The 21,755-nt window shown below is 43.4% G+C and carries 19 protein-coding genes; 13 read left to right on the forward strand and 6 right to left on the reverse strand.

The features are described 5' to 3' along the window. Positions 1-278 precede the first annotated feature (278 nt). A complete protein-coding gene (locus tag ABG082_RS02045; protein WP_046527513.1) occupies positions 279-1,670 on the forward strand; it encodes an amino acid permease in 1,392 nt (463 codons plus the stop codon). A gap of 44 nt (positions 1,671-1,714) precedes the next feature. Here ABG082_RS02045 and ABG082_RS02050 read toward each other — a convergent pair whose 3' ends face one another. Further along, positions 1,715-3,208 carry a peptide MFS transporter gene (locus tag ABG082_RS02050; protein ID WP_348936480.1) on the reverse strand — a complete coding sequence of 498 codons (1,494 nt, stop codon included), beginning with the start codon at positions 3,206-3,208 and terminating at the stop codon, positions 1,715-1,717. A gap of 263 nt (positions 3,209-3,471) precedes the next feature. Between ABG082_RS02050 and ABG082_RS02055 the strand changes: the two genes are divergently transcribed. The 10 genes from ABG082_RS02055 (at position 3,472) to ABG082_RS02100 (ending at position 14,613) form a co-directional block, all read left to right on the forward strand. Then, positions 3,472-5,256 (forward strand): right-handed parallel beta-helix repeat-containing protein, encoded by a 1,785-nt coding sequence (locus ABG082_RS02055; RefSeq protein ID WP_348936481.1) that lies wholly within the window; start codon positions 3,472-3,474, stop codon positions 5,254-5,256. 198 nt (positions 5,257-5,454) lie between these two features. Next, positions 5,455-6,780 (forward strand): LLM class flavin-dependent oxidoreductase, encoded by a 1,326-nt coding sequence (locus tag ABG082_RS02060; protein WP_060832081.1) that lies wholly within the window; start codon positions 5,455-5,457, stop codon positions 6,778-6,780. 17 nt (positions 6,781-6,797) lie between these two features. Beyond that, a complete protein-coding gene (locus ABG082_RS02065; protein WP_113747490.1) occupies positions 6,798-7,301 on the forward strand; it encodes a GNAT family N-acetyltransferase in 504 nt (167 codons plus the stop codon). A gap of 22 nt (positions 7,302-7,323) precedes the next feature. Beyond that, positions 7,324-8,118, forward strand: a complete 795-nt coding sequence (locus ABG082_RS02070; RefSeq protein WP_007498164.1) for an amino acid ABC transporter substrate-binding protein — start codon at positions 7,324-7,326, stop codon at positions 8,116-8,118. A 24-nt stretch (positions 8,119-8,142) separates the two neighbouring features. Further along, positions 8,143-8,817 carry an amino acid ABC transporter permease gene (locus ABG082_RS02075; RefSeq protein WP_007498163.1) on the forward strand — a complete coding sequence of 225 codons (675 nt, stop codon included), beginning with the start codon at positions 8,143-8,145 and terminating at the stop codon, positions 8,815-8,817. A gap of 12 nt (positions 8,818-8,829) precedes the next feature. Continuing rightward, positions 8,830-9,576, forward strand: coding sequence for an amino acid ABC transporter ATP-binding protein (locus ABG082_RS02080; RefSeq protein ID WP_008347264.1), 747 nt, complete (start codon positions 8,830-8,832; stop codon positions 9,574-9,576). A 33-nt stretch (positions 9,577-9,609) separates the two neighbouring features. Further along, positions 9,610-10,767: an amidohydrolase gene (locus ABG082_RS02085; protein WP_348936482.1), complete on the forward strand. Its 1,158-nt coding sequence runs from the start codon at positions 9,610-9,612 to the stop codon at positions 10,765-10,767. Next, positions 10,758-12,092 (forward strand): MmgE/PrpD family protein, encoded by a 1,335-nt coding sequence (locus ABG082_RS02090; protein ID WP_348936483.1) that lies wholly within the window; start codon positions 10,758-10,760, stop codon positions 12,090-12,092. The genes ABG082_RS02085 and ABG082_RS02090 overlap by 10 nt, the downstream gene beginning before the upstream one ends. Positions 12,093-12,500: 408 nt before the next feature. Then, positions 12,501-13,196 (forward strand): response regulator transcription factor, encoded by a 696-nt coding sequence (locus ABG082_RS02095; protein ID WP_144740451.1) that lies wholly within the window; start codon positions 12,501-12,503, stop codon positions 13,194-13,196. Then, on the forward strand, positions 13,186-14,613 hold the full coding sequence (locus tag ABG082_RS02100; RefSeq protein ID WP_008347251.1) for a HAMP domain-containing sensor histidine kinase: 1,428 nt from the start codon (positions 13,186-13,188) through the stop codon (positions 14,611-14,613). Before ABG082_RS02095 ends, ABG082_RS02100 begins: the two co-directional genes overlap by 11 nt. Positions 14,614-14,799: 186 nt before the next feature. Here the strand turns inward: ABG082_RS02100 and ABG082_RS02105 are convergent, their stop codons facing one another. From ABG082_RS02105 to ABG082_RS02120, 4 genes are all read right to left on the reverse strand, one after another. After that, positions 14,800-15,645 carry a GAF domain-containing protein gene (locus ABG082_RS02105; protein ID WP_008347249.1) on the reverse strand — a complete coding sequence of 282 codons (846 nt, stop codon included), beginning with the start codon at positions 15,643-15,645 and terminating at the stop codon, positions 14,800-14,802. Positions 15,646-15,807: 162 nt separating this feature from the next. Beyond that, positions 15,808-17,184, reverse strand: a complete 1,377-nt coding sequence (locus ABG082_RS02110) for an aspartate kinase (RefSeq protein ID WP_073414896.1) — start codon at positions 17,182-17,184, stop codon at positions 15,808-15,810. A gap of 174 nt (positions 17,185-17,358) precedes the next feature. Next, positions 17,359-18,792 carry an MDR family MFS transporter gene (locus tag ABG082_RS02115; protein ID WP_047946163.1) on the reverse strand — a complete coding sequence of 478 codons (1,434 nt, stop codon included), beginning with the start codon at positions 18,790-18,792 and terminating at the stop codon, positions 17,359-17,361. 16 nt (positions 18,793-18,808) lie between these two features. Then, positions 18,809-19,675, reverse strand: coding sequence for a TetR/AcrR family transcriptional regulator (locus tag ABG082_RS02120; RefSeq protein ID WP_224562798.1), 867 nt, complete (start codon positions 19,673-19,675; stop codon positions 18,809-18,811). 247 nt (positions 19,676-19,922) lie between these two features. Between ABG082_RS02120 and ABG082_RS02125 the strand changes: the two genes are divergently transcribed. Continuing rightward, positions 19,923-20,234, forward strand: a complete 312-nt coding sequence (locus ABG082_RS02125) for a metalloregulator ArsR/SmtB family transcription factor (RefSeq protein ID WP_007498144.1) — start codon at positions 19,923-19,925, stop codon at positions 20,232-20,234. A gap of 81 nt (positions 20,235-20,315) precedes the next feature. On the opposite strand, the gene ABG082_RS02130 is transcribed toward ABG082_RS02125, so the two are convergent. Beyond that, positions 20,316-20,867, reverse strand: coding sequence for a DUF4865 family protein (locus ABG082_RS02130; RefSeq protein WP_342494497.1), 552 nt, complete (start codon positions 20,865-20,867; stop codon positions 20,316-20,318). 99 nt (positions 20,868-20,966) lie between these two features. Here ABG082_RS02130 and ABG082_RS02135 point away from each other — a divergent pair, with 99 nt between their 5' ends. After that, a complete protein-coding gene (locus tag ABG082_RS02135) occupies positions 20,967-21,698 on the forward strand; it encodes a LysR family transcriptional regulator (protein ID WP_317328628.1) in 732 nt (243 codons plus the stop codon). Positions 21,699-21,755: the final 57 nt, after the last annotated feature.

Consider the following 21,755-nt stretch of genomic DNA (forward strand, 5'->3'; position numbering starts at 1 on the left):
ACTAGCTTGAGCGAATCTCACCAACTTTATGCCCGCAACCCATTTCTTTCAAACCTAAAAAGTCATTCATCTTATTTGTGCGAACATTACTAAAATAAAGACTTTGAGACAGTGACCATAGAAGGAAGCATATTTATTATAAAAGATGTATAATTAGTAGGTTGTTTTGAAAATGGAATAATCACATGGAGACATGTTTTGATAACAGAACATCTTAGAAGAAGGAGGGCATCATTGTGGATGTTGGACAAAATCAGCCCGAACAATTGAAAAGGGCGATGACCTCCCGCCATTTATTTATGATTTCTCTTGGCGGTGTCATTGGGACAGGCTTTTTCCTTGGAACAGGCTATACGATTGGACAAGCAGGGCCAGTTGGAGCCGTTCTTTCCTATATAGTGGGCGGATTGATCATGTATTTAACCATGCTGTGTCTTGGAGAGTTGTCAGTCGCGCTTCCTGTGTCGGGGTCGTTTCATACGTATGCGACGAAATTTGTGAGTCCTGCAGCAGGATTTGCTGTTGGCTGGATTTATTGGCTTGGCTGGGCAGCCACCGTGGCGCTGGAATTTTTATCAGCAGGGCAGCTGATGAGACGCTGGCTTCCACAAGTGGATGTGTGGATATGGTGTCTCATATTTGGGCTGTGTTTGTTCTTATTAAATGCCAGGTCAGCGAAAGCGTTCGGGGAGTCGGAGTTTTTCTTTTCAACCATTAAGATTGTCGCCATCTTACTATTTATTGGCGTAGGCGGAGCGGCGATGTTTGGTTTTATTCAAACGACGAGCGGGGAACCAGCTCCTTACTTTAGTCATTTTGTGAGTGACGGTCTGTTTCCGAATGGCTTGCTCGCAGTAGTCGTCACGATGATCACGGTGAATTTTTCGTTTCAAGGAACGGAGCTGATCGGGATTGCGGCAGGAGAAAGTGAAAATCCAGAGAAAACCGTGCCTCGCTCGATTCATCAGACGGTTTGGCGCACACTTGTCTTTTTTGTTTTATCTATTTTTGTCTTAGCGGGTATGGTGCCTTGGAAAGAAGCGAGTGTGCTGCAAAGCCCATTTGTCACTGTGTTTGAGAGAACGGGCATTCCTTATGCGGCAGATATCATGAACTTTGTCATTATCATTGCTTTATTATCTGTGGCGAACTCTGGCCTATATGCCTCTACGAGAATGCTGTACTCTTTGTCGAAGGAAGGAATGGCAGGCAAGGCGTTTAGACGAGTCAATCAGCGGGGCATCCCGATGAATGCCTTACTGCTCACTTTCCTGTTTACAGGTATTTCATTATTATCAGGCTTCTTTGCAGAGAAAACCGTTTTTGCTTGGATCGTGTCTATTGCAGGCATGAGCGCCCAAACCGGCTGGATTACGATTACATTATCACAACTGCTTTTCCGCAGAAGATATTTGAAAGCAGGCGGGAAGCTGGAAAACCTAAAATTTAAAACCCCTCTTTATCCGGTACTGCCGATCATTGCGATCACGCTGAACTCGATTGTGCTAATCAGTCTTGCCTTTGATGCGGAGCAGCGGATTGGGCTGTATGTCGGCGTACCGCTCATGATCATTGGATATGTTGTCTATCACCGCTATGTGAAAAAACATCAGGTGAAAAGTGAACCGCTCCAGTTGCAAATCCACGGAGATGATGAGATTCGGTTTTAATTCAAAAAAAGAAGCCTTCCCATTTGGGAGGCTTCTTTTTCAAATTAATGCACGCCTTTCATCGCTTTCTTAATCACCGGTGTAAGCAGAAGCATAACGCCACATAAAACGATGGCGAGCATGCCGATGATCCCGAAATAGACGGTTTCTGGCACTTTATCAAACAGCTTGACCACTTGCGCATTAATCGCCTGTGCCATTGCATTCGAAAGGAACCAAAGGCTCATCGTTTGCGCTGAGAAGGCAGCAGGTGCCAGTTTTGTTGTCGCTGAAAGCCCAACTGGTGATAAGCAAAGCTCTCCGATGACGACAAGGAAGAAGCTTAGAACGAGCCATAATGGACTCACAAGTGTATTCGGACCAGACATGTAGGCAGGAATGATCATGATGATGAAGGATAATCCTGCGAACAGAAGGCCAAGTGAGAATTTAATCGGGGTAGACGGCTGTTTCTTACCGAGTCTGACCCATAACCAAGCAAATACTGGTGATAGGAGCACAATAAAGATTGGGTTCAATGATTGGAACCAAGAAGAGGCTAATGTCATGCCAAGGAAATTCAAGTTTGTTCGCTGATCTGCATATGTGGCTAAAATATTTGAGCCTTGTTCTTGAATGGCCCAGAACATCACCGCAGCTAGGAACAATGGAATATAAGCGAGGACCCTCGACTGCTCCACTGCACTCGTTTTTTTACTAAAATACATCACAATAAAATAAACAATTGGAATCAGCACACCAAGGACACTGACAAACCAAGTGAATAGATTAATCGTGAGCGCTCCTGTTTGAATGCCGATGACAGCAAAAACAGCAAGTACAATCACGATCAATGTACCGAAAATTTTGAAGTTCTTGCGTTCAGCAGCTGATAGTGGATTTGTGACATAAGTGCCGGCAAGTCCAAGATTCGGCTTTTTCGTGATGACAAACGTAATCAGTCCAACAAGCATACCAACGGCAGCGAGTGAGAAACCAAGGTGGAAATTCACTTTTTGACCGAGTGTTCCGACAATTAATGGGGCGATAAAACCACCCATATTGATCCCCATATAGAAAATACTGAATCCAGAATCCCTGCGAGGGTCTGTTTTTGTATACAGGTCACCGACTATGTTTGATACGTTCGGCTTTAGGAGGCCTGTCCCAATAATAATCAGCCCCATACTAATAAAGAGCGCTGTTGCTCCGCTAGGTAGTGCCAAAATGACATGACCAAGCATAATGAATACCCCGCCATAAAAGACCGTATTGGACGAACCAAATACTCGGTCGGCAAGCCATCCGCCAATAATGCCTGACATATAGACAAGCGCACCATAGACAGACATGATCGAATTAGCGGTTGTCTGGTCGAAGCCAAGACCGCCTTTTGTCACCTCTGTGTACATATAATAAATAAGCAGTGCACGCATGCCATAATAAGAAAAACGCTCCCAAAATTCAGTGAAAAACAGTGTGTAAAGTCCTTTAGGATGTCCAAAAAACCCTTTTTGAGGAACACTTTTAACAATTTTATCGTGGTCAATTGTAGACATGGCATAGATCCTTTCTTAAAAAAAGAGATATGAGAAAAATGATATTCTTGTATAGTTCTTGTGTCAATATAAAACTATTCTAAAACAGGAAAATGTTAGTTCAATAGGCGTAAAGACTCAAAAAAATGAAAAATTCGCTCAAGTGAAAATCATCGGAAAGTTATTCCAGAAGAATTTATATAAAATTTGAAATATCGTACAAGCAAACCTTTTCCACATGCATAGGATGACAAGAGGACATGTGTAAAAAGGAGGGGTTTTCATTGGGGGATGTAAATGAATCTGATCTGAAGAAACCCATTGTCAATGTATTAGACTTTGGCGTGATTGCTGACGGGAAAACGGACTGTACAGCGAAACTGAACGAATGCCTGGAATGGACAAAAGCACAGGGCTACTCCCACGTCTGGCTGCCGAGTGGAACGTATGTCATAGATGCGGTGTATAGGGGAGATCGATTTTTCCCTTTTCGTAATGCCGGTATACGAGTGCCAAGTCATATTTGTATTGAGATGGCATCAGATGCCGTCATCAAAGTGAAACCAAATGATTCGTGGGGATATGCAGCCTTTTATATAGGAGAGGTAGAGCATGTGACCATTCGGGGTGGACGGATTGAAGGCGACCGTGATGAGCATGTGTACAAGTCACTCCCGCCAGAAAGAAAAACACATGAATGGGGCTTCGGGGTGTGTATTGAAGGTGCTTCCCATGTGAATATCGATCGTGTTCAAATAATCAATTGTACGGGAGACGGTATCATTGTCAGTCCTCACGGTTTATTGACCCATATCGAATCGTACTCGCCTGCTTCGTCTATTCATATTTCTGGCTGCACCATCACTGACTCAAGGCGAAACAATATGTCTATTACAGGCTGTGATGGTGTCATTGTGGAAGACTGTTTGCTTGAAAGGGCAGGGGTAAACGGGGTCGAGCCAAAAATGGGCATTGATATTGAAGGATACGGGGAGAATACGACCAACCTGGAAGAGCCGCTAAATATTCAGATTCGAAACAACATTGTCAGAGGCGGCGCAGCAAGCTCTATCTATAATTTCAACGGCTATGGTGTGATCATTGAAGGCAATCAAACGGACAGCAGTATCTCCTATGGCTTCGCCACTGAAACGATCATTGCAAATAATTTGATTCGTGCAGTGGGAGGGGGCGTGACAAAAGCAGGGATTACGAGTTTAGGAGTGCCGCTTGATCAATCGGAAAACAATGTGATCATTATTGGCAATATGATTGAAGGATTTGAAAAGGGGATTGATGTGAGGGGAGACAGCGTGCACATCACAGGTAATAAAATCAGTCTTTTTGAAGATGCGGCTGTGTCTGTCTATATGGCCAATCGTATTTTAATAGAAGGAAATCATATTGAGTCAGGGACAAACACACGGCTTAGAAGTACATCGCTGCGTATTTATCAATCAGACAGCATTGTTTTTTCAAACAATACCGTCTACTCTGTCATCGATGCGGCGATGGTCAGAGGAACGAATATCTTAATTCAACATAATCAATTCAAGGAATTCAGCCGAGGGATATGGGTGCAGGAAGGAGAAGCGGGGATCAACGGCAATCACTTTATTCAAGAAGGACATTCACAGCTCGCATCTTCGTATACGATCAGCGTGACAGGAAATGCAAAGGCTTTCATATGGCAGAATCGTTTTAAGCATTATCAAAACTACGCTGTCTACAGCAATTCGACCGCTCCTTTAGAGATTAAAGACAATTCCTTTGAAGAAACGTCCTTATATGTGGTGATGTATATTAAAAATGGCTCACCTCAAATTGGAGATAACCGCTTTTATTTAAATCGTTCGATCGGACAGCCGACAGCCGTTTTTCTTGATGAGGTTGTCTCAGCACGTGTGCTGCGGAATAACATCATTAATCTCTCTCCTCAAAAAGCGATTGCCGTCCGCACCGTATCTTCCACTCATTCGGTGATTGCCCATAATGTACTGGAGCGCAGTCAATTGATGACACACTCCACGGACCGGCTCATCGGAAATATTGAAATTGATCCGCCGTAAACGCCTGTAAATCCCTTTTTTTGGAGGTTCAGAAGGCGGTTGACAATCATGTAAAAAGGGCATATAGTAATAATTATTTTTCATTTTTCACAACATTTGCCCTTTTTTTATGGATAAAACCGATTAATTCAATCAGAAAAATGTATCTTGTAAAAAGAACTGCTTGATACAGGAAGATATAGAAAGGATGAAGAACAAGTGTCACAGCCGAAACGGAAGCTCAAGCTAGGCGTATTCATCGCAGGAACTGGACATCATGTCGCCTCTTGGAGACATCCGAAAGCAGTACCAGACGCAGCCATGAATCTTGATTACTTTAAACAATTAGCGAAAAAGGCCGAGGAAGGGAAGCTGGATTTGCTCTTTTTAGCCGACAGCTTATCAATTAATCATACATCTCATCCAAATGTATTAACGAGATTTGAACCGCTCACCCTGCTTTCTTCGATTGCAGAGTCTACCTCAACAATTGGTTTAGCAGCAACAGCATCAACTACATACAGTGAGCCATTCCATATTGCGAGACAGTTTGCCTCACTCGATCATTTATCAGGCGGACGAGCGGCATGGAATGTGGTCACATCTTCTATTGAAGAAACAGCGAAAAATTTTAGCGGAGAAGAGCATTTAGCGCACCACAAACGATACGAGCGAGCTGAAGAATTCGTCGATGTCGTCAAAGGTCTGTGGGATTCTTGGGAAGAGGACGCACTTGTCAGAAACCAAGAAACAGGAGAATTCTTTGAGTCTAGTAAGCTTCATGAGCTGCAGCACAAAGGTGAATTCTTCTCCGTAAGGGGTCCGCTTAACGTATCACGCACCCCTCAAGGACAGCCGGTGATCATTCAAGCAGGGTCTTCTGAAGATGGTCAAAAGCTTGCAGCTAAAACGGCTGAGCTTATTTTTACGGCACAAAACGATCTCGACAAAGCGAAGGAATTTTACCAAAGCTTGAAGGGAAAAGTAGAGGCTGCTGGACGAGCTAGAGAGGATGTCAGCATCATGCCGGGCATCTTCCCAATCATTGCCGATACAGTAGAAGAGGCAAAAGCGAAGTATGAAGAATTACAAGAGCTGATTGTTCCAGAGATCGGCCTTAGCATTTTACAAAACTACTTAGGGGGTATTGATCTTTCGCAGTATCCACTAGACGGACCGCTTCCAGAGATTGATCCAAGCGCATCAAATGCCGTGAAAAGCCGCTTTGACCTTGTGATGAATATGGCGAGAAAGGACAACCTGACCATTCGCCAGCTCTACCAATCTGTTGCAGGTTCCCGTGGGCACCATATCTTCATTGGAACACCAGAGCAGCTAGCAGATGTGATGGAGACATGGCTCGTTGAGGAAGCAGCCGACGGTTTTAACGTGATGCCGCCATTATTGCCAGAAGGACTTGATGCCTTCGTAGATCGCGTCGTTCCGATCCTTCAGGAAAGAGGCCTGTTCAAAACAGAATACACAGGACAAACTTTACGAGAAAATCTCGGATTAAAACAGCCAAAAAATCGCTACACGACATAAAGGTGAGGTGACTAACGTTGGGATATACGTTTCGTCTGGCAACTGAGGAAGATATAGAAGCGCTGCTTGAACTGACAACAAGAGCCTACGAGCCAATTCGTGAGCTCGGCATCCAGTTCCAAGCAGCACATGCAGATATCGCCCTCGTTCAGAAAAATGTACAAAAGAACCTTTGCTATGTAATGGAAGAAAACGGAGAGCTTCTCTCGACCTTATCACTCCGTATGCCGTGGGGAGAACAGCCAGGACCATTCGGCGTTCCGCATATATGGTGGTTTGCTTCAGAACCAGCGGCAAAAAAAGGCACAGGCTCAGCCTTGCTTGAGTGGGTTGAAACTGAAGTGCTAAGGGACACACTAAAGGTACCGTATGTCTCTCTCGGTACAGCTGATAAGCATCCGTGGCTCATGGACATGTATGAGCGTAAAGGCTATGTCAGAGCAGGTGAAAAGGATTTAGGCAAAGGTCATATCACCATTTACTTTAAAAAACAATTAAGATCAGATATTACACAACCATAATAGGAAAGAAGGGTGTACGAACATGAAAAACAAAAAGTGGCTAGTTGTTTTATTTGCGGCAATGCTTGCGGTGTTAGCAGCATGCGGCGGGGGCAATCAGAGTGAAGGCAAAGACGAAAAAGTGCTTAAAGTGGGCGCTACAGGCCAAAGCTATCCATTTGCTTATAAAGAAAACGGCAAACTAGTAGGATTTGATGTCGAAGTCACAGAAGCCATTGCGAAAAAACTAGGCTACAAACTAGACTGGCAGCTGAGTGAATTCAGCGGACTCATGGGTCAGCTGACATCTGGGAAGCTGGATACCGTATCAAACCAAGTTGCGATTACAGATGAGCGTAAACAAACGTTCAATTTTACAGATACGTATGCATACGCAGGAACACAAATCATTGTCAAGAAGGACAACAAGGACATTAAAGGACTTGATGACTTAAAAGGAAAAACGGTGGCGGCTGTTCTTGGCTCAAACCATGCCAAAAACCTAGAGAGCAAAGACCCAGACAAGAAAATCAACATCAAAACATATGAAACACAAGACGGTGTATTAAATGAAGTCGCAAATGGCCGTGTAGATGCTTACGTCAACGGACGCAGTGTCTTGTTAGCTCAAATTGAAAAAACAGGACTTCCACTCAAAATCGTCGGCAACCCAATCGTATATGAAGAAGTCGGCTACCCATTTGCCAAAGATGAAAAGCACGACAAGCTAAGAGAAGAATTCAATCAAGCGATCAAAGAATTAAGAGAAGACGGAACACTGAAGAAATTGTCTGAGAAATATTTCAAAGACGATGTCACAGTGCCAATTAAAAAATAACAACAGCGGCGGTGAAAAGCAGACATGAATCACATTGATTGGCAGTATATGGTGACGGTTTTTCCAACCTTGATTCAATACTTGCCGATAACGATCTTCATGGCGATTGTCTCCATGGTATTTGCCATTATCATTGGTGTGGTATTCGCTCTTATAACGAAAAACCGGATACCTGTCTTATACCAATTTGCCAAGCTGTATATTTCTTTTTTCAGAGCGGTTCCAACTTTGGTTCAGCTCTTTCTCATTTATTTTGGTCTTCCGCAGCTATTCCCTGCGATGACCTCAATGGATGCCTTAACAGCGGTCATTATCGGTTTAAGTATTAAAAACTCAGCGTACTTAGCAGAAATTTTTAGAGCGGCTCTTAATTCAGTGGATGAAGGGCAGCTTGAGGCCTGTTTATCTGTCGGCATGACAAGATGGCAGTCTTACGTCAGAATTATTTTCCCGCAGGCCGTCAGAAATGCCATTCCAGCGACGGGGAATACCTTTATTGGTCTTTTAAAAGAAACATCGCTTGCCTTTACCATTGGGGTGGCAGAAATGTTTGCCCAAGGAAAAATGATTGCATCGGCCAACTATAAGTACTTTGAAACGTATTTAGCGGTTGGAATTGTGTATTGGGTGCTCACCATCATTTATAGTTTCCTGCAAGACCTATTTGAACGAAAAATCAGCAAACCTTACCGGAATTAAGGAGGTGTGGACATGATCAAGCTCACTAATTTGAAAAAATCATTCGGCGACCTTGTCGTCTTAGACGGAATTAATCTTGACGTGCAAAAAGGGCAGGTTGTGGCCATTATCGGACCTTCTGGCTCCGGTAAATCAACATTGCTGCGCTGTCTAAATCTATTAGAAACGCCAGATGAAGGCACGATTGAAATTGGCGATGCGAAGCTGAATGCGTCTAAATATACACGTAAAGAAGCCCATCACCTGCGTCAGCAAACGGCCATGGTGTTTCAAAACTATAATTTATTCAAAAACAAAACAGCCCTGCAAAACATTACAGAGTCACTGCTTGTGACGAAAAAAATGACAAAACAGCAGGCAAATGAGATCGGCATGGAGCTATTGAAACAAGTAGGGCTAGAACAAAAAGCTGACAGCTATCCGGTTACACTATCCGGCGGTCAGCAGCAGCGAATCGGGATTGCCCGTGCGTTAGCGGTCGATCCACATGCGATTTTGCTGGATGAACCAACGTCAGCACTAGATCCAGAGCTTGTCTCAGGTGTGCTTCAAGTCATTAAATCCATTGCCATTCAAGAAACAACGATGATCATCGTGACACATGAAATGGCGTTTGCAAGAGAAGTAGCAGATCATGTGATTTTTATGGCAGATGGTCATATCATTGAGCAGGGAACGCCAACCGAACTATTTGACGAAACGAAGAATGAACGAACAAAACGATTTATCCAAAAAGAAGCAGCGGCTGAAGAAGCATAAGCTGCTTTTTACTCTTTAGAGGGGTGAGTATCAGTGAAATCATTAGGAAATCAAGCTTTAAACAAACGTTTAATTAACATACGCCGAGCGCTTCATGAGCATCCAGAGCTGGCATTTGAAGAATATGAAACGACAAAAAAACTACGAGGCTGGTTACAAGAGGAAGGGATCACTGTACTCGATTTTCCAGATCTTCAAACAGGGGTCGTTTGTGAAATCAAAGGAGAACAAGAGGGACCAACGATTGCTCTGAGAGCCGATATTGACGCACTTCCAATTGAAGAAGCATCTGGCGAACCATTTTCTTCAAAGATACAAGGGAAAATGCATGCATGCGGCCATGATTTCCATACCGCTTCGATTTTTGGTGCGGCCGTCCTATTAAACGAACGGAAACATGAGCTCAAGGGAACAGTGCGCATTTTGTTCCAGCCGGCTGAGGAAGTGGCGCAAGGAGCGAAACACGTCATAGAGGCGGGCGTCTTAAATGGAGTGGATGCGATATTTGGTATGCACAATAAACCTAACCTGCCAGTTGGCACCATCGGGATAAGAGAAAAAGCATTAATGGCGAGCGTCGATCGGTTTGAAATTGACATTAAAGGGACGGGTGGTCATGCTGGAATTCCAAATCACACAATTGATCCGATTGCCATCAGCGGTCAGATCACAAGCGCCCTACAGCAAATTGTCAGCCGCCGCATTAGTTCTTTGCATCATGCGGTTGTCAGCATCACACGTATTCAAGGCGGCACATCATGGAATGTGATACCTGATCGCGTCGAGATGGAAGGGACCGTTCGGACGTTTGAACCTGAAGTGAGAGCGATGATTCCAGATCTCATGAAACAAATCGTGAGCGGTATCGCAGAAGGGTTTGGCGCAAAGGCAGAAGTGAAATGGCATCCGTATTTGCCTTCTGTGATGAATGACGAGCGTTTGACAAAGGTTGTGGAAGAAACGGCAGGAGCGCTTGATCTCGCAGTAGTAGAGGCAGAGCAGTCACCAGGCGGAGAAGACTTTGCTCTTTACCAAGAACGCATTCCAGGCTTTTTCGTCTGGATGGGGACGAGCGGTACCGAGGAGTGGCATCATCCTGCCTTTACGTTAAATGAAGAGGCAATCCCAGTCGCTGCTGCTTTCTTCTCCGAGCTTGCGGTTCGGGCGTTGGAGTCAAGAACATGGAACTAACGAAACAGCTCGCAGAGGCAGTGCTCTTTGCTGATCCGCTGCAAGATCAACAGGCCGTTCAAATGGCTCGAAACGGTCTGTTAGACGCTGCGGCAGCAGCGCTTGCTGCAAAAGAGGATGAAGGGATTCAGAAGCTCATGGCGCTGGTGGAACAAGAAGGCGGCGCGGCTCAAATTCCCGTCATTGGACAAGGGAAGAAGGTCAGCCGTCAATCCGCAGCCATGCTAAATGGCTACTTGATTCACGCCCTTGATTATGATGATGTGCATTCTGATGTGAGAGGACACCCAAGTGCGGTGATCATTCCGGCCTTGCTTTCCCAGCTGACCAACGGGGAGGCGTACGGTGATCGATTTCTAGCAGCCTACATTACTGGCGTCGAAGTGATGGCAAGGCTAGGTGAATCCATCGGCAAATCGCATTATGAGCGGGGCTGGCATAATACCGGAACTCTCGGAGCCATTGCAGCGGTCTGTGCGATTGGTTATTTGAAACAAGTTTCACAGAAAGAGCTGGCGAAAGCGATCGGCTTTGCAGGTGCGCAATCAGCTGGAATGCGAAAGCAGTTTGGGGCTGATATGAAACCATTACAAGCTGGCCTCGCCGCTCAAACCGCCGTATGGTCCATGGATTTAGCTTGCTCAGGTTTTGGCGGGAGTGAATCGCTTCTGGATGGAGAGCTGGGCTTCTTTTCTCTCTATGGGGATCAGAAACTAGCGGAAAGACGTTTGCTAGAAGACTATGGCACTGCGTGGCGTATCGTGTCGCCAGGTCTATGGTTTAAAGTGTATCCGTTCTGTTCAGCGGCACATCATGCAGCCGATGCGATCGAGTCATTAGTACAAGAATACAATTCCTTACAGGAGAAGATCGAACAGGTCGACGTCATGTTTCCGCCTGGCGGTGATGCCGCACTCACGGAGCGGGCACCTTTGACGGGAGAAGAGGGACGATTTAGTGTCGAGTATGTCATCGCACTAGCGGTGTTTGGACAACCTTTATCACTGGATGCTTTTACGAAAAAAGCCATTTCACCAGAGCTGCGGACATGGATGAAGCGGGTAAATAGAGTATATGATCAAACGATAAAACCCCATCCAGACGCAGTGCCAAAAGGGCGATTTACGATTGTAAAGCTCAACTTATCTGACGGGTCCACCATCAGCAAACGGGTCGATATCCCTCGGGGAGCACCAGGCTGTGCGTTATCGACAGAAGACATCATACAAAAGTTAAGCAGCGTCACCAGCACATCTCAGGCAAAGCAGCTTTTACAGGCGGTTGAAGAGGGGAATGACGCTGCTTACTTGCAACTGCTGGCATGACAAGGAAAAGGGCTCATCAATCAGATGAGCTCAGCGTGTAGACAAACCCTCGCATTCGCCCGCAGTCCTGCGTGCTGGTGCTCACGAATGTCAAATTCGCTCCGCGCCAGTACTCGTCCTTCCTAGACTGCAAAGGTTTTCTATCACGCTGAAAAGAAGACAAAGGGCTAAAATCAAGTTCATTTTAGCCCTTTGTCAACAATTTGGGCTCATCAATAAGATGAGCTTTTTTTCATAACAAAAATCAATGAGGTTCACCTCGACACCCAGCTCCATCAAAAAGTATGAATAAAAGATGACCAAAGCATGATAAGTTCATGAAATCGTATCAATCCAATTGAGATTTGAGAAGGAACATGTAAAATAAAGCTACATAAAGAAAAACAAAGGCAACAGCGGAGGCTGATGATGAAAATATTAATGATTGAAGATAACCAGAGTGTTTGTACAATGACGGATATGTTTTTTCAACGAGAAGGATTTCAAGCGGAATTCGTCCATGATGGATTAGAAGGATTGAATCGATTTAAGCAAGAGGAGGATTGGGATCTGCTCATCTTAGATGTCATGCTTCCTTCAATGGATGGTCTGACCATTTGTCAAAAAGTCCGCCAGATCAGTGATGTTCCAATTATCATGCTGACAGCAAAGGAAACGGAATCTGATCAGGTGCTGGGCTTCGATCTTGGGGCTGATGATTATGTGACAAAACCCTTTAGTCCGCTCACCTTAATGGCAAGAATCAAAGCAGTGAAACGACGTTTTGCTCAAACAACATCTACTCAAGAAGGAGCGAAAGAGGATAAACGGCTGGAGACCGAACATTTTCAGTTAGATAAAAAAACGAGAGAAGTGTTTCTAGAGGGGAAACGGATCGAAAATTTAACGCCAAAGGAATACGATTTGCTGTGCTTTTTTATACAGCATCCTCGGCAAGTATTTTCACGAGAACAATTGCTTGAGCAAATTTGGGGATACCAATTTTATGGTGATGAACGAACGGTTGATGTTCATATTAAGCGGTTGCGCCAAAAAATCGGAGACGGGCCTAAGCCCTTTCTGTATACGGTATGGGGCGTAGGGTATAAGTTCGATGAAGATTAAATATTTTTACCAGTTGCTGATTAGTCACCTTGGGTTATTGCTCATTGCCATCATTATTATCAGCACCCTCATGTCTCATTTTGTAAAAGATATTGCCTATCAAAACAGAGTAGATGAAATGAGTTCTTATGGGAATGAAATTTTGCAGAATTTTAAACAGCTGCCAAAAACCGAGATGGTTTTCCGCCTGCGTCCATTTGAAGATATTCTCTCGACAAGACAAATTCGCTTTTTCGTGTTTGATGAGAAAGGGGATGTTTTGTCTCAGCAGCAAGGGATGCCACCGCATGAAGCTTTGTTGACAAAAGATTTATGGGCCAAGCTCTCAAAAGGAGAGCAAATCATTGTCAAGCGGAGTGATTCACGCCGTCTTGATCAAGAAGCATCGCTTGTGGCACTTCCTGTGATGGAGGACGGAGAGCTAAAAGGCGGTGTCGTTCTCATTGCCCCTATCCAAGGAGCGGAAGAGCTGGTTGCTCAGATGAATCGTTATCTGTATATCATTGTGTTTGTGGCACTGACAATTACCTTTATTCTCAGTCTGTTTTTGTCTAAATTTCACGTGAACCGAATCAAAAAACTGAGAGAGGCAACAGAGAAGATCGCTCAAGGCGATTACAACATCAATCTTGAAAACAAACACCTTGATGAAATTGGTACACTCAGTGAGGATTTTAATATGATGGCCAAACGCCTCCAACGATCAAGAGAGGAAATTGACCGGCTCGAAAAGCGTAGGCGACAATTCATTGCGGATGTGTCTCACGAATTGAAAACACCGCTGACGACCATTCGAGGATTGGTCGAATGGCTGAATACTGCCGATGTGCCGGCAGAAGAGAAAGAGAAATGCTATGCGCTCATCACTGATGAGACAAAACGAATGCTGCGCCTCGTCAATGAAAATATGGATTATGAGAAAATCAGGTCGAATCAAATCACCCTTCAAAAATTTCACTATCCACTCATTGATACGTTTGAAGTGATTAAGGAGCAGCTGAGCCGAATGGCTGAAGAGAAAAACAATCAGCTCATTGTAGAGGTTCACCCTGAACAAAAGGTATACGCAGATTATGACCGGCTCATTCAAATCCTCGTCAACATCACAAAGAACGCCATTCAATTTACAGAAGGCGGCCGTATTTCTTTGAGAGGGAAAGAAGAGAATGGGGAAACGATCATTGAAGTAGAAGACACGGGAATCGGCATTGCACCTGAAGAAGTCAAACACATTTGGGAACGTTTTTATAAAGCGGATATTTCGAGAACGAATACACCATATGGAGAATACGGACTTGGCTTGTCTATTGTCAAGCAGCTTGTGGACTTGCATGAAGGACATATCGATTTAAAAAGCGAAAAACATAAGGGAACAACATTTATTATTCGTTTACCGCTACCACAAGAAAAGGGCTAAACTCCGTTTAGCCTCAGCGTGTAGACAAACCCTCGCATTCGGTGTCAGTCCTGCGTGCCGGTGCTCACGAATGCGAAATTCGCTCCGCGCCGGTACTCGTCTTTCCTAAACTGCAAAGGTTTTCTATCACGCTGAAAAGAAGAAAAAGGGCTAAACTCGGTTTAGCCCTTTTTGGTGTATCATCACTTATTCTGTTTTGGAGAACGTTAAGCCGATATGAGCAAGTGCCTGCGGTAAATCCTTACGAATGGTGATGTCTTTAAATGAAATATTCGATTGAATCGCACTCAGCGCAAGGTCTTGCTTAATTCCTGTTAAAACAGCTGAAATGCCTAAAAGTCTTAACGTTTGCGCATAGCTGACCAAGTATTGAATGCTTTGTTCATTGAGTCGTTTTGTCCCTGAAACATCAATGACCAAATGAGAGAGCGACAGCCTGTAGCTTTCCTGTAAAATGGTTTCTAAAATATGCTGCGCACGTGTCTCTTCGATATCACCAAGAAGAGGGAGCACAGCGACACCGTCAACAACAGGTACGATCGGTACAGATAATTGCTGAATCTGCCGATTGGCCTGGTCGAGTTCTAAGACGTAACTCAACAAAGATGCCATCGTTTCAAACATATGAACATGCTCTTCTGTAAATTGCTGCGGCCTTAGATCAAGTCCACAAATGGTTCCATAGTTCGTACCATCAGTAAAATCGATGGGAACCCCAATAAATGATCCGCCTTGCAGCTGTTTCGTGACGTCTAAGTTTTTTGAACGCTCGTCCAAGCGGATATCAGGGATCAACAGCGTATCGCGATGATCGACCGCCAGCTTGCAAAATGTCTTCTCGTAAGGATTTTCTTCCCCTTCTTCAAGAAGCTGCTCGTCGTGATTTAGCACCTTCACAATCTGATTGGTGTTTTGATCATTTTTAGCAATAAACAGTGTATTCACATGAATGAATTGACTCATCATGTTTAAAATACTTGTAGAAGCATCATGAAAATTGCGAAACTGTTTTAATAGTTGTTGACGAGGCATGGATTAGGACTCCTTGTAGCTCCGATCAATGTCCGGAACAATAGTTGATTTGTCTCTATCATACAAAATCAAACGAGAAATAGATATACTTTAATGCGCAAATCAGCTCGAATCATGCGAGATCAAAAAGACTGCCGATCCGGAGATCTGACAGTCTGCTGATTAAATGGAGACGGGCACCGTGGACATAGAGAAAAATTCCTCATATAAGGCTTGAACGGCTTCTTTTTCTTGAGCTGCTTTGACGCCAAACATCATGCTCACCTCTGAAGATCCTTGATTGATCATTTCAATATTCACTTTGGCTTTTGACAGCGCTTTTGCCGCTCTTGCTGTTGTACCAACATTATGACGCATCGCTTCTCCTACGACCATAATAAGCGAGAGGTTCCGCTCTAAAACCACTTCATCTGCATCAAGTACAAGCTTTAATCGGTCTAAAAGCTCTTGTTCAATCTGCTGCGCCTCCAGCTGATCCTGCCTTAAAATAATGGTCATATCATCAATGCCAGAAGGCACGTGTTCATACGTAAGTCCATATTCCTCTAACGTTTGCAGCACCTTACGTCCAAAGCCTACTTCTCGGTTCATCAAATACTTACTGATATAAATACTGCAAAATCCATTGTCTGATGCGATTCCCACAACAGGGCCATTCGTATGATCCCGTTGATTCACAATTTTCGTGCCTTTGGCCGCTGGATTATTGGTGTTCTTAATCTGAACAGGAATACCTGCCCGAAAGGCTGGAATAAGTGCTTCATCATGAAATACAGAAAAACCCGCATAGGACAATTCACGCATTTCACGATACGTCAGCTCTGTGATTTCCTTTGGCTCATGAACGATTGTTGGATTGACGGCGTAGACTGCATCCACATCCGTAAAGTTTTCATACACATCTGCCTTCAGTCCATTTGCCAAAATGGAACCGGTAATGTCTGATCCACTGCGGGAAAAAGTGACGATATCACCCGCTAGACTAAAACCGAAAAACCCAGGGAACACAATGATGCCAGAGCGTTCTCTTAATTTGTACAAATGATCATACGATTCTGGGAGGACTTGCGCTTGACCAGGCTCGTCGCTGACAAATAGACCGGCTTCTTTTGGATTCACATAGTGCGCTTCGACGCCTTGATGCTGAAAGTAGGCTGCAATCAGCTTTGCGTTATTATCTTCACCGCTTGCTTTGATCGCATCAAGATAACGCTCAGGATGAGAAGAATCAGCCTGTAATAACGTGTTTACATCTTGCCGGATGGTGTCAATAATGTCATCACCTAACCCCAGCTCATCCGCAATCGAGGCATATCGCTCGATGACAGCTTCTTGTAAATCGTGTGCTTCACCTAAACGTAAATATTGTTCACCGCAGCTAATTAATAGATCGGTGACCTTCGTATCCGTTGAATGCCGTTTTCCTGGTGCGGAAACAACGACTGCTTTTCGAGCTGGATCTGCTGTGACAATGTCAAATACCTTTTGCAGCTGCTTGCCAGAAGCAAGAGAACTGCCACCAAATTTAACGACCTTCAATGCATACATCTCCTATAGTAAAAATTTTCTCACAAATTGAATAGTTTCTATTATCAACTCTTTTCTTCAAATTATCAAGGTTTTTCTTCTCTATATGAACAAATGTGTTTTTAGGGAGGACGTTATGTGTGAATATATGAAAAAAGAGCCGGCGATATGCCGAGCTCTTTATCTTTATGAAGAAGAGGACGAAGAAGATAGCTCCTGCTTCATCACTTTGTTTTCACGTTTTTCTTTTAAGAAGAATGAGAGGACAAGTCCAATCACCGCAATAGCACCAGACACGATAAATGACGTATTCATGCCATGAACGGCTGACTTCATTGGATCGGATAATGCTGCATTGGCAGCAGAGCTGCTCATAATGGAGACAAGCACAGCCGTCCCGATAGAGCCGCCCATTTGTCTCATCGTATTATTCATTGCTGTCCCATGCGGAATCAGATGCGGTGGTAAAGAGTTAATACCGGCTGTTGTCAGCGGCATCATGATCATCCCAACCCCGATTAAGCGAAGCGTGTAGGCCACTGTAATGAGGGTAATCGATGAATCAAGACTGAGCATCATAAATGGCAGGGAAGTGACAGCTAATATCGTAAACCCGCCTAGAGCCAGCCCTTTACCGCCTACTTTGTCAAAAATTCGTCCGATAATCGGTGATAGGAATCCCATAAAGAGAGCCCCTGGCAATAAGATCAGCCCTGTATCAAGGGCAGATAACCCTCTGACATTCTGCGTATAGAGCGGCAGAATCGTCTCTGTTCCAATGAGTAAAGCAAAGACGAGCATACCGAGGAAGGTCGTTAAGCTAAAGATCGCAAACTTAAAGACGCCAAACTCAAGCATCGGTCTTTTCAAATTCGACTGACGCAGGATAAAGAAGAACAAGCTCACAGCGCCGACAATGAGTGAAATAAGAACGGTCGCACTCGTCCAGCCATACGTTCCAACACTTGAAAATCCGTACAGCAGTCCGCCAAATCCGAAGGAAGACAGGATAACCGATAAGACATCGATACGAGTGTCTCTTTGCTGTGTGACATTTTTCATTAAGAAGAAAGCAAGAATGAGATCAATGATACCGATTGGTAGAACAATATAGAATAAGAACTTCCAGCTAAAGGAATCGACAATCCAGCCGCCAAGTGTTGGTCCAAGCGCCGGTGCGAATGAAATCACTAGTCCGACCATACCCATGGCTTGCCCGCGTTTTTCTTTTGGGAAAATGGTTAAAAAGATCGTTTGCATGAGCGGCATCAAAATCCCTGCGCCAGCTGCCTGCACGATACGTGCTGCAAGTAGCACCGGGAAATTCGTGGCGAACGAAGCAAGAATGGTACCTGCTGTAAAAATGCTGAGAGCCGTTAAGACTAAGGAACGGCTTGAAAATTTCTCAATTAAAAAGGCCGTAATTGGGATGAGAATCCCGTTTGTCAGCATAAAGGCTGTGGTCAGCCATTGGCCTTTACTGACATCAATATTGAACTCTTCCATGATATGTGGGATCGCTGGAATGAGAAGCGTTTGGTTTAAGATTGCAACGAACGCCCCAACGAGGAAAATCCCAACAATCACAGACCGGTTATACGATGTTGTTGATTGGTTCATATTATCCCTTCTTTATCTATAAAATAATGCTTTTCAGCTGTGACACGTTTTGTGATAAAACGCTGTGTTTGCCTAAATAATCAAGCAATGAGCTGATTAAAAAGGTTCTCGGTTGGTCCTTTGACAGTTCTTGACTCAGCAGCTCAAACGCAGAGAGGAGATCGTCCTTTTCTTCTCCGTTTGAGAGTGTGTGAAGCTCTTGTTTCATCTTTGTTAAGTACGAGATGACAAGCTTTTCTTCATCATATTCTTCCTGTGTGGAAAGCAAATAAGAGTCCATCAGCTGATCTGTTAGCACAGGCTTAATGGAGCAAGGCTTTATTGATACACGGTCCATTACACCGATGATCATTTCGGCGGCATTTTCTAATTGGATGTTCTTGTGCTCAATCGCCAACATCAAGATGAATTCTCTCATTAATCCGTTGAGGACAATCACAAGATCCCACACATAAGGCGCAACAGATTCACCATATGTGCTTAAAATCATGTCTCTGTGCCGCTGCATGATAATGGAGCGTGTCTCACGTAAATGCTTAATGACGATGGGCGAATGCTGTGAAAAAGCTTCAAAGGACAGCATATTCAAAAATTTATGATTCTCTTTAAACTCTTCAAGCTCAAGCTTAATCTTTTTTGTGAATTTTTCCTTTTTGGACAGCGTCGTTTCGGAATGAATGATCTGAGAAATCTCTCTCATTTTGCGCTGATTGTATTTAATCAGTTCCAATAGAAGAGCTTCCTTTGAATCAAACAGTTTATAAATAGACGCTTTTGATATTTTACAGGCATCAGCAATTGACTGCATGGAGACACTCATATAGCCTTTTTGAGAAAATAATTTCTTCGACACCCGCAAAATCTCTTCTTGCTTTTCGTTCATCTTCATAAGTCCTTTCCGAATCGGCAAAACCATATGGTCACAATGGAAACCGAGTGGTCACTTTTGCTATGATAACAAAACCAATGGCACATGACAAGAAAATGAACTTAAAAAAATACATGTCTCAATGACATGTATCCGATTGTTGACACAGGGCTAAAATGAACTTGATTTTAGCCCTGTGTCTTTTTTGTCATAGGCGAGTAACGAGATTGTATGTTAGAACAAAATACGATACATTTATCGTATGAATAATCCAAACCATCCAACCCAAGAAAACATGAGACTCATTTCTGTGCTGCAAGCATTGGCTGACCCTGTTCGGCTGGAGATTGTCCGCTGCTTAGCGGAAGCGGGTGAGAGAACATGCGGTACGTATCATATGAACATTGCCAAGTCCACGCTGTCGCATCACTTTAAAGTACTAAGAGAGGCAGGCATCGTGAAAGTGAGAATTGACGGGAAGCACCGTTACTACTCTCTCAGAAAGGATGACATTGATACCGCTTTTCCAGGCCTCTTGTCATCCGTATTAGCTGTAGACAAGGAGCGGTGGTAAGAGAATCTTGCATCAACAAATGACAAATCCCCAAGGCATTGTAACCTTGGGGATTTGTGATGCGTCTCGTGTAAAACGGAATTAGGCCATTGAATGAGCCATAGACAGATGGACAATGTCATAAATGTGAATCTGCTGCTCTATATTCTCTGGTAATGAGTCCAGAAAAGAATATTTGACGCATTTCCATTTATCGGGGTTATATACGATGACTTCACCCTTATTGTCGTTAAAATGGGAAAAGAGATGGGAGATATCTAGGTTTTCCAGGCAATCAGTAGGATGAATCGTCACATACTCTTCAAGAACGAATGTGCTACGATGAAAATCATCTGTTAAATGAACGGAATACGTGATGCCAATATTAATTTGTTTCCAGCCAAAAGAACGTAAAATATGATCAAATGACCCCTTAAACACAAAATCCGTCATCCCCTCAGATTGTTTCCAAATATACAATGGGCAATAGCTGTTGTGTAAACTCCTATGTTTGTCTTTTTCAGTGATCAAATAAGCTTTAAATAATAAATCCTGATATCCATCTGTTTTCCATCCATTGTTTCGTACTCTTTTTCTAATGATATTCATATCATAATCCGCAGGCAGATCCACATGATATTGCATGGCATGCATTGAAACACTCCCTTTCAATAGCCATCATAATGGACTTCAAACCAGTTGAATAATACATATTTGTGTTATTGTTATCACAAAAAGTGATAGGTGATCATGATGAATATAAATGATTTGATTATTTTTATAGAGGTGTATCAAAAAGAATCGATTAATCAAGCGGCTAAAGCTTTAGGGTATGCGCAATCCAATATTTCTCAAAGAATCAAAGCGCTTGAAACTTTATATGATTCAACATTTTTTATCCGGCATCATCATGGAATCAGTTCAACAGGACAGGGGGATTTATTTTATCAATACGCTCAAAAAATCGTAAAAGAAACGAAGTCCATTCAACAAAAATTGACTTCAAAGAAAAAGACCGTTTTATGCTCCGAACTTCTATTTAACGTTTTATATGAGCAACATGTTTTAGAGGATATTCAAGCCACTGATTTTATCATTGCTTCATCAAGTACGATCAACAAAAAGTTAACAGAGGATGTGTATGATCAAATTATTTCTTTTAATCAAATGGAAAAAGCGGAATATCAATTAAAAGAGGTAAAGAGCTTGGCATTGAACGTATATGGAAAATCCAAAGAGATATACGATGATGATATTTCATTGGTCGTGAATCGTGATCAGCTTTGCCCATTAAGACATGAGGCCACGCGTATGCTGGGTGATCGAACCCTATTTGAGTTAGATTCGTTTGAAGGAATGATCAAAATTGTTGAACAGGGAGATGGTATTGCGTTACTGCCAACAAACTTAAAAAGCCTTCAAACACTCGTGAAATTGCTAGAAAAAAATATTCACATCAACTATTACGTTTATGAAAGAATGTGATCGTAACACTCCTCTATGGGTATAGTTCCGTCAAAGGAGTGCCACGATTCATCTACA

It is taken from the genome of Bacillus sp. BS1807G30, from assembly GCF_040047675.1.
Classification (GTDB): Bacteria; Bacillota; Bacilli; order Bacillales; family Bacillaceae; genus Bacillus; species Bacillus altitudinis.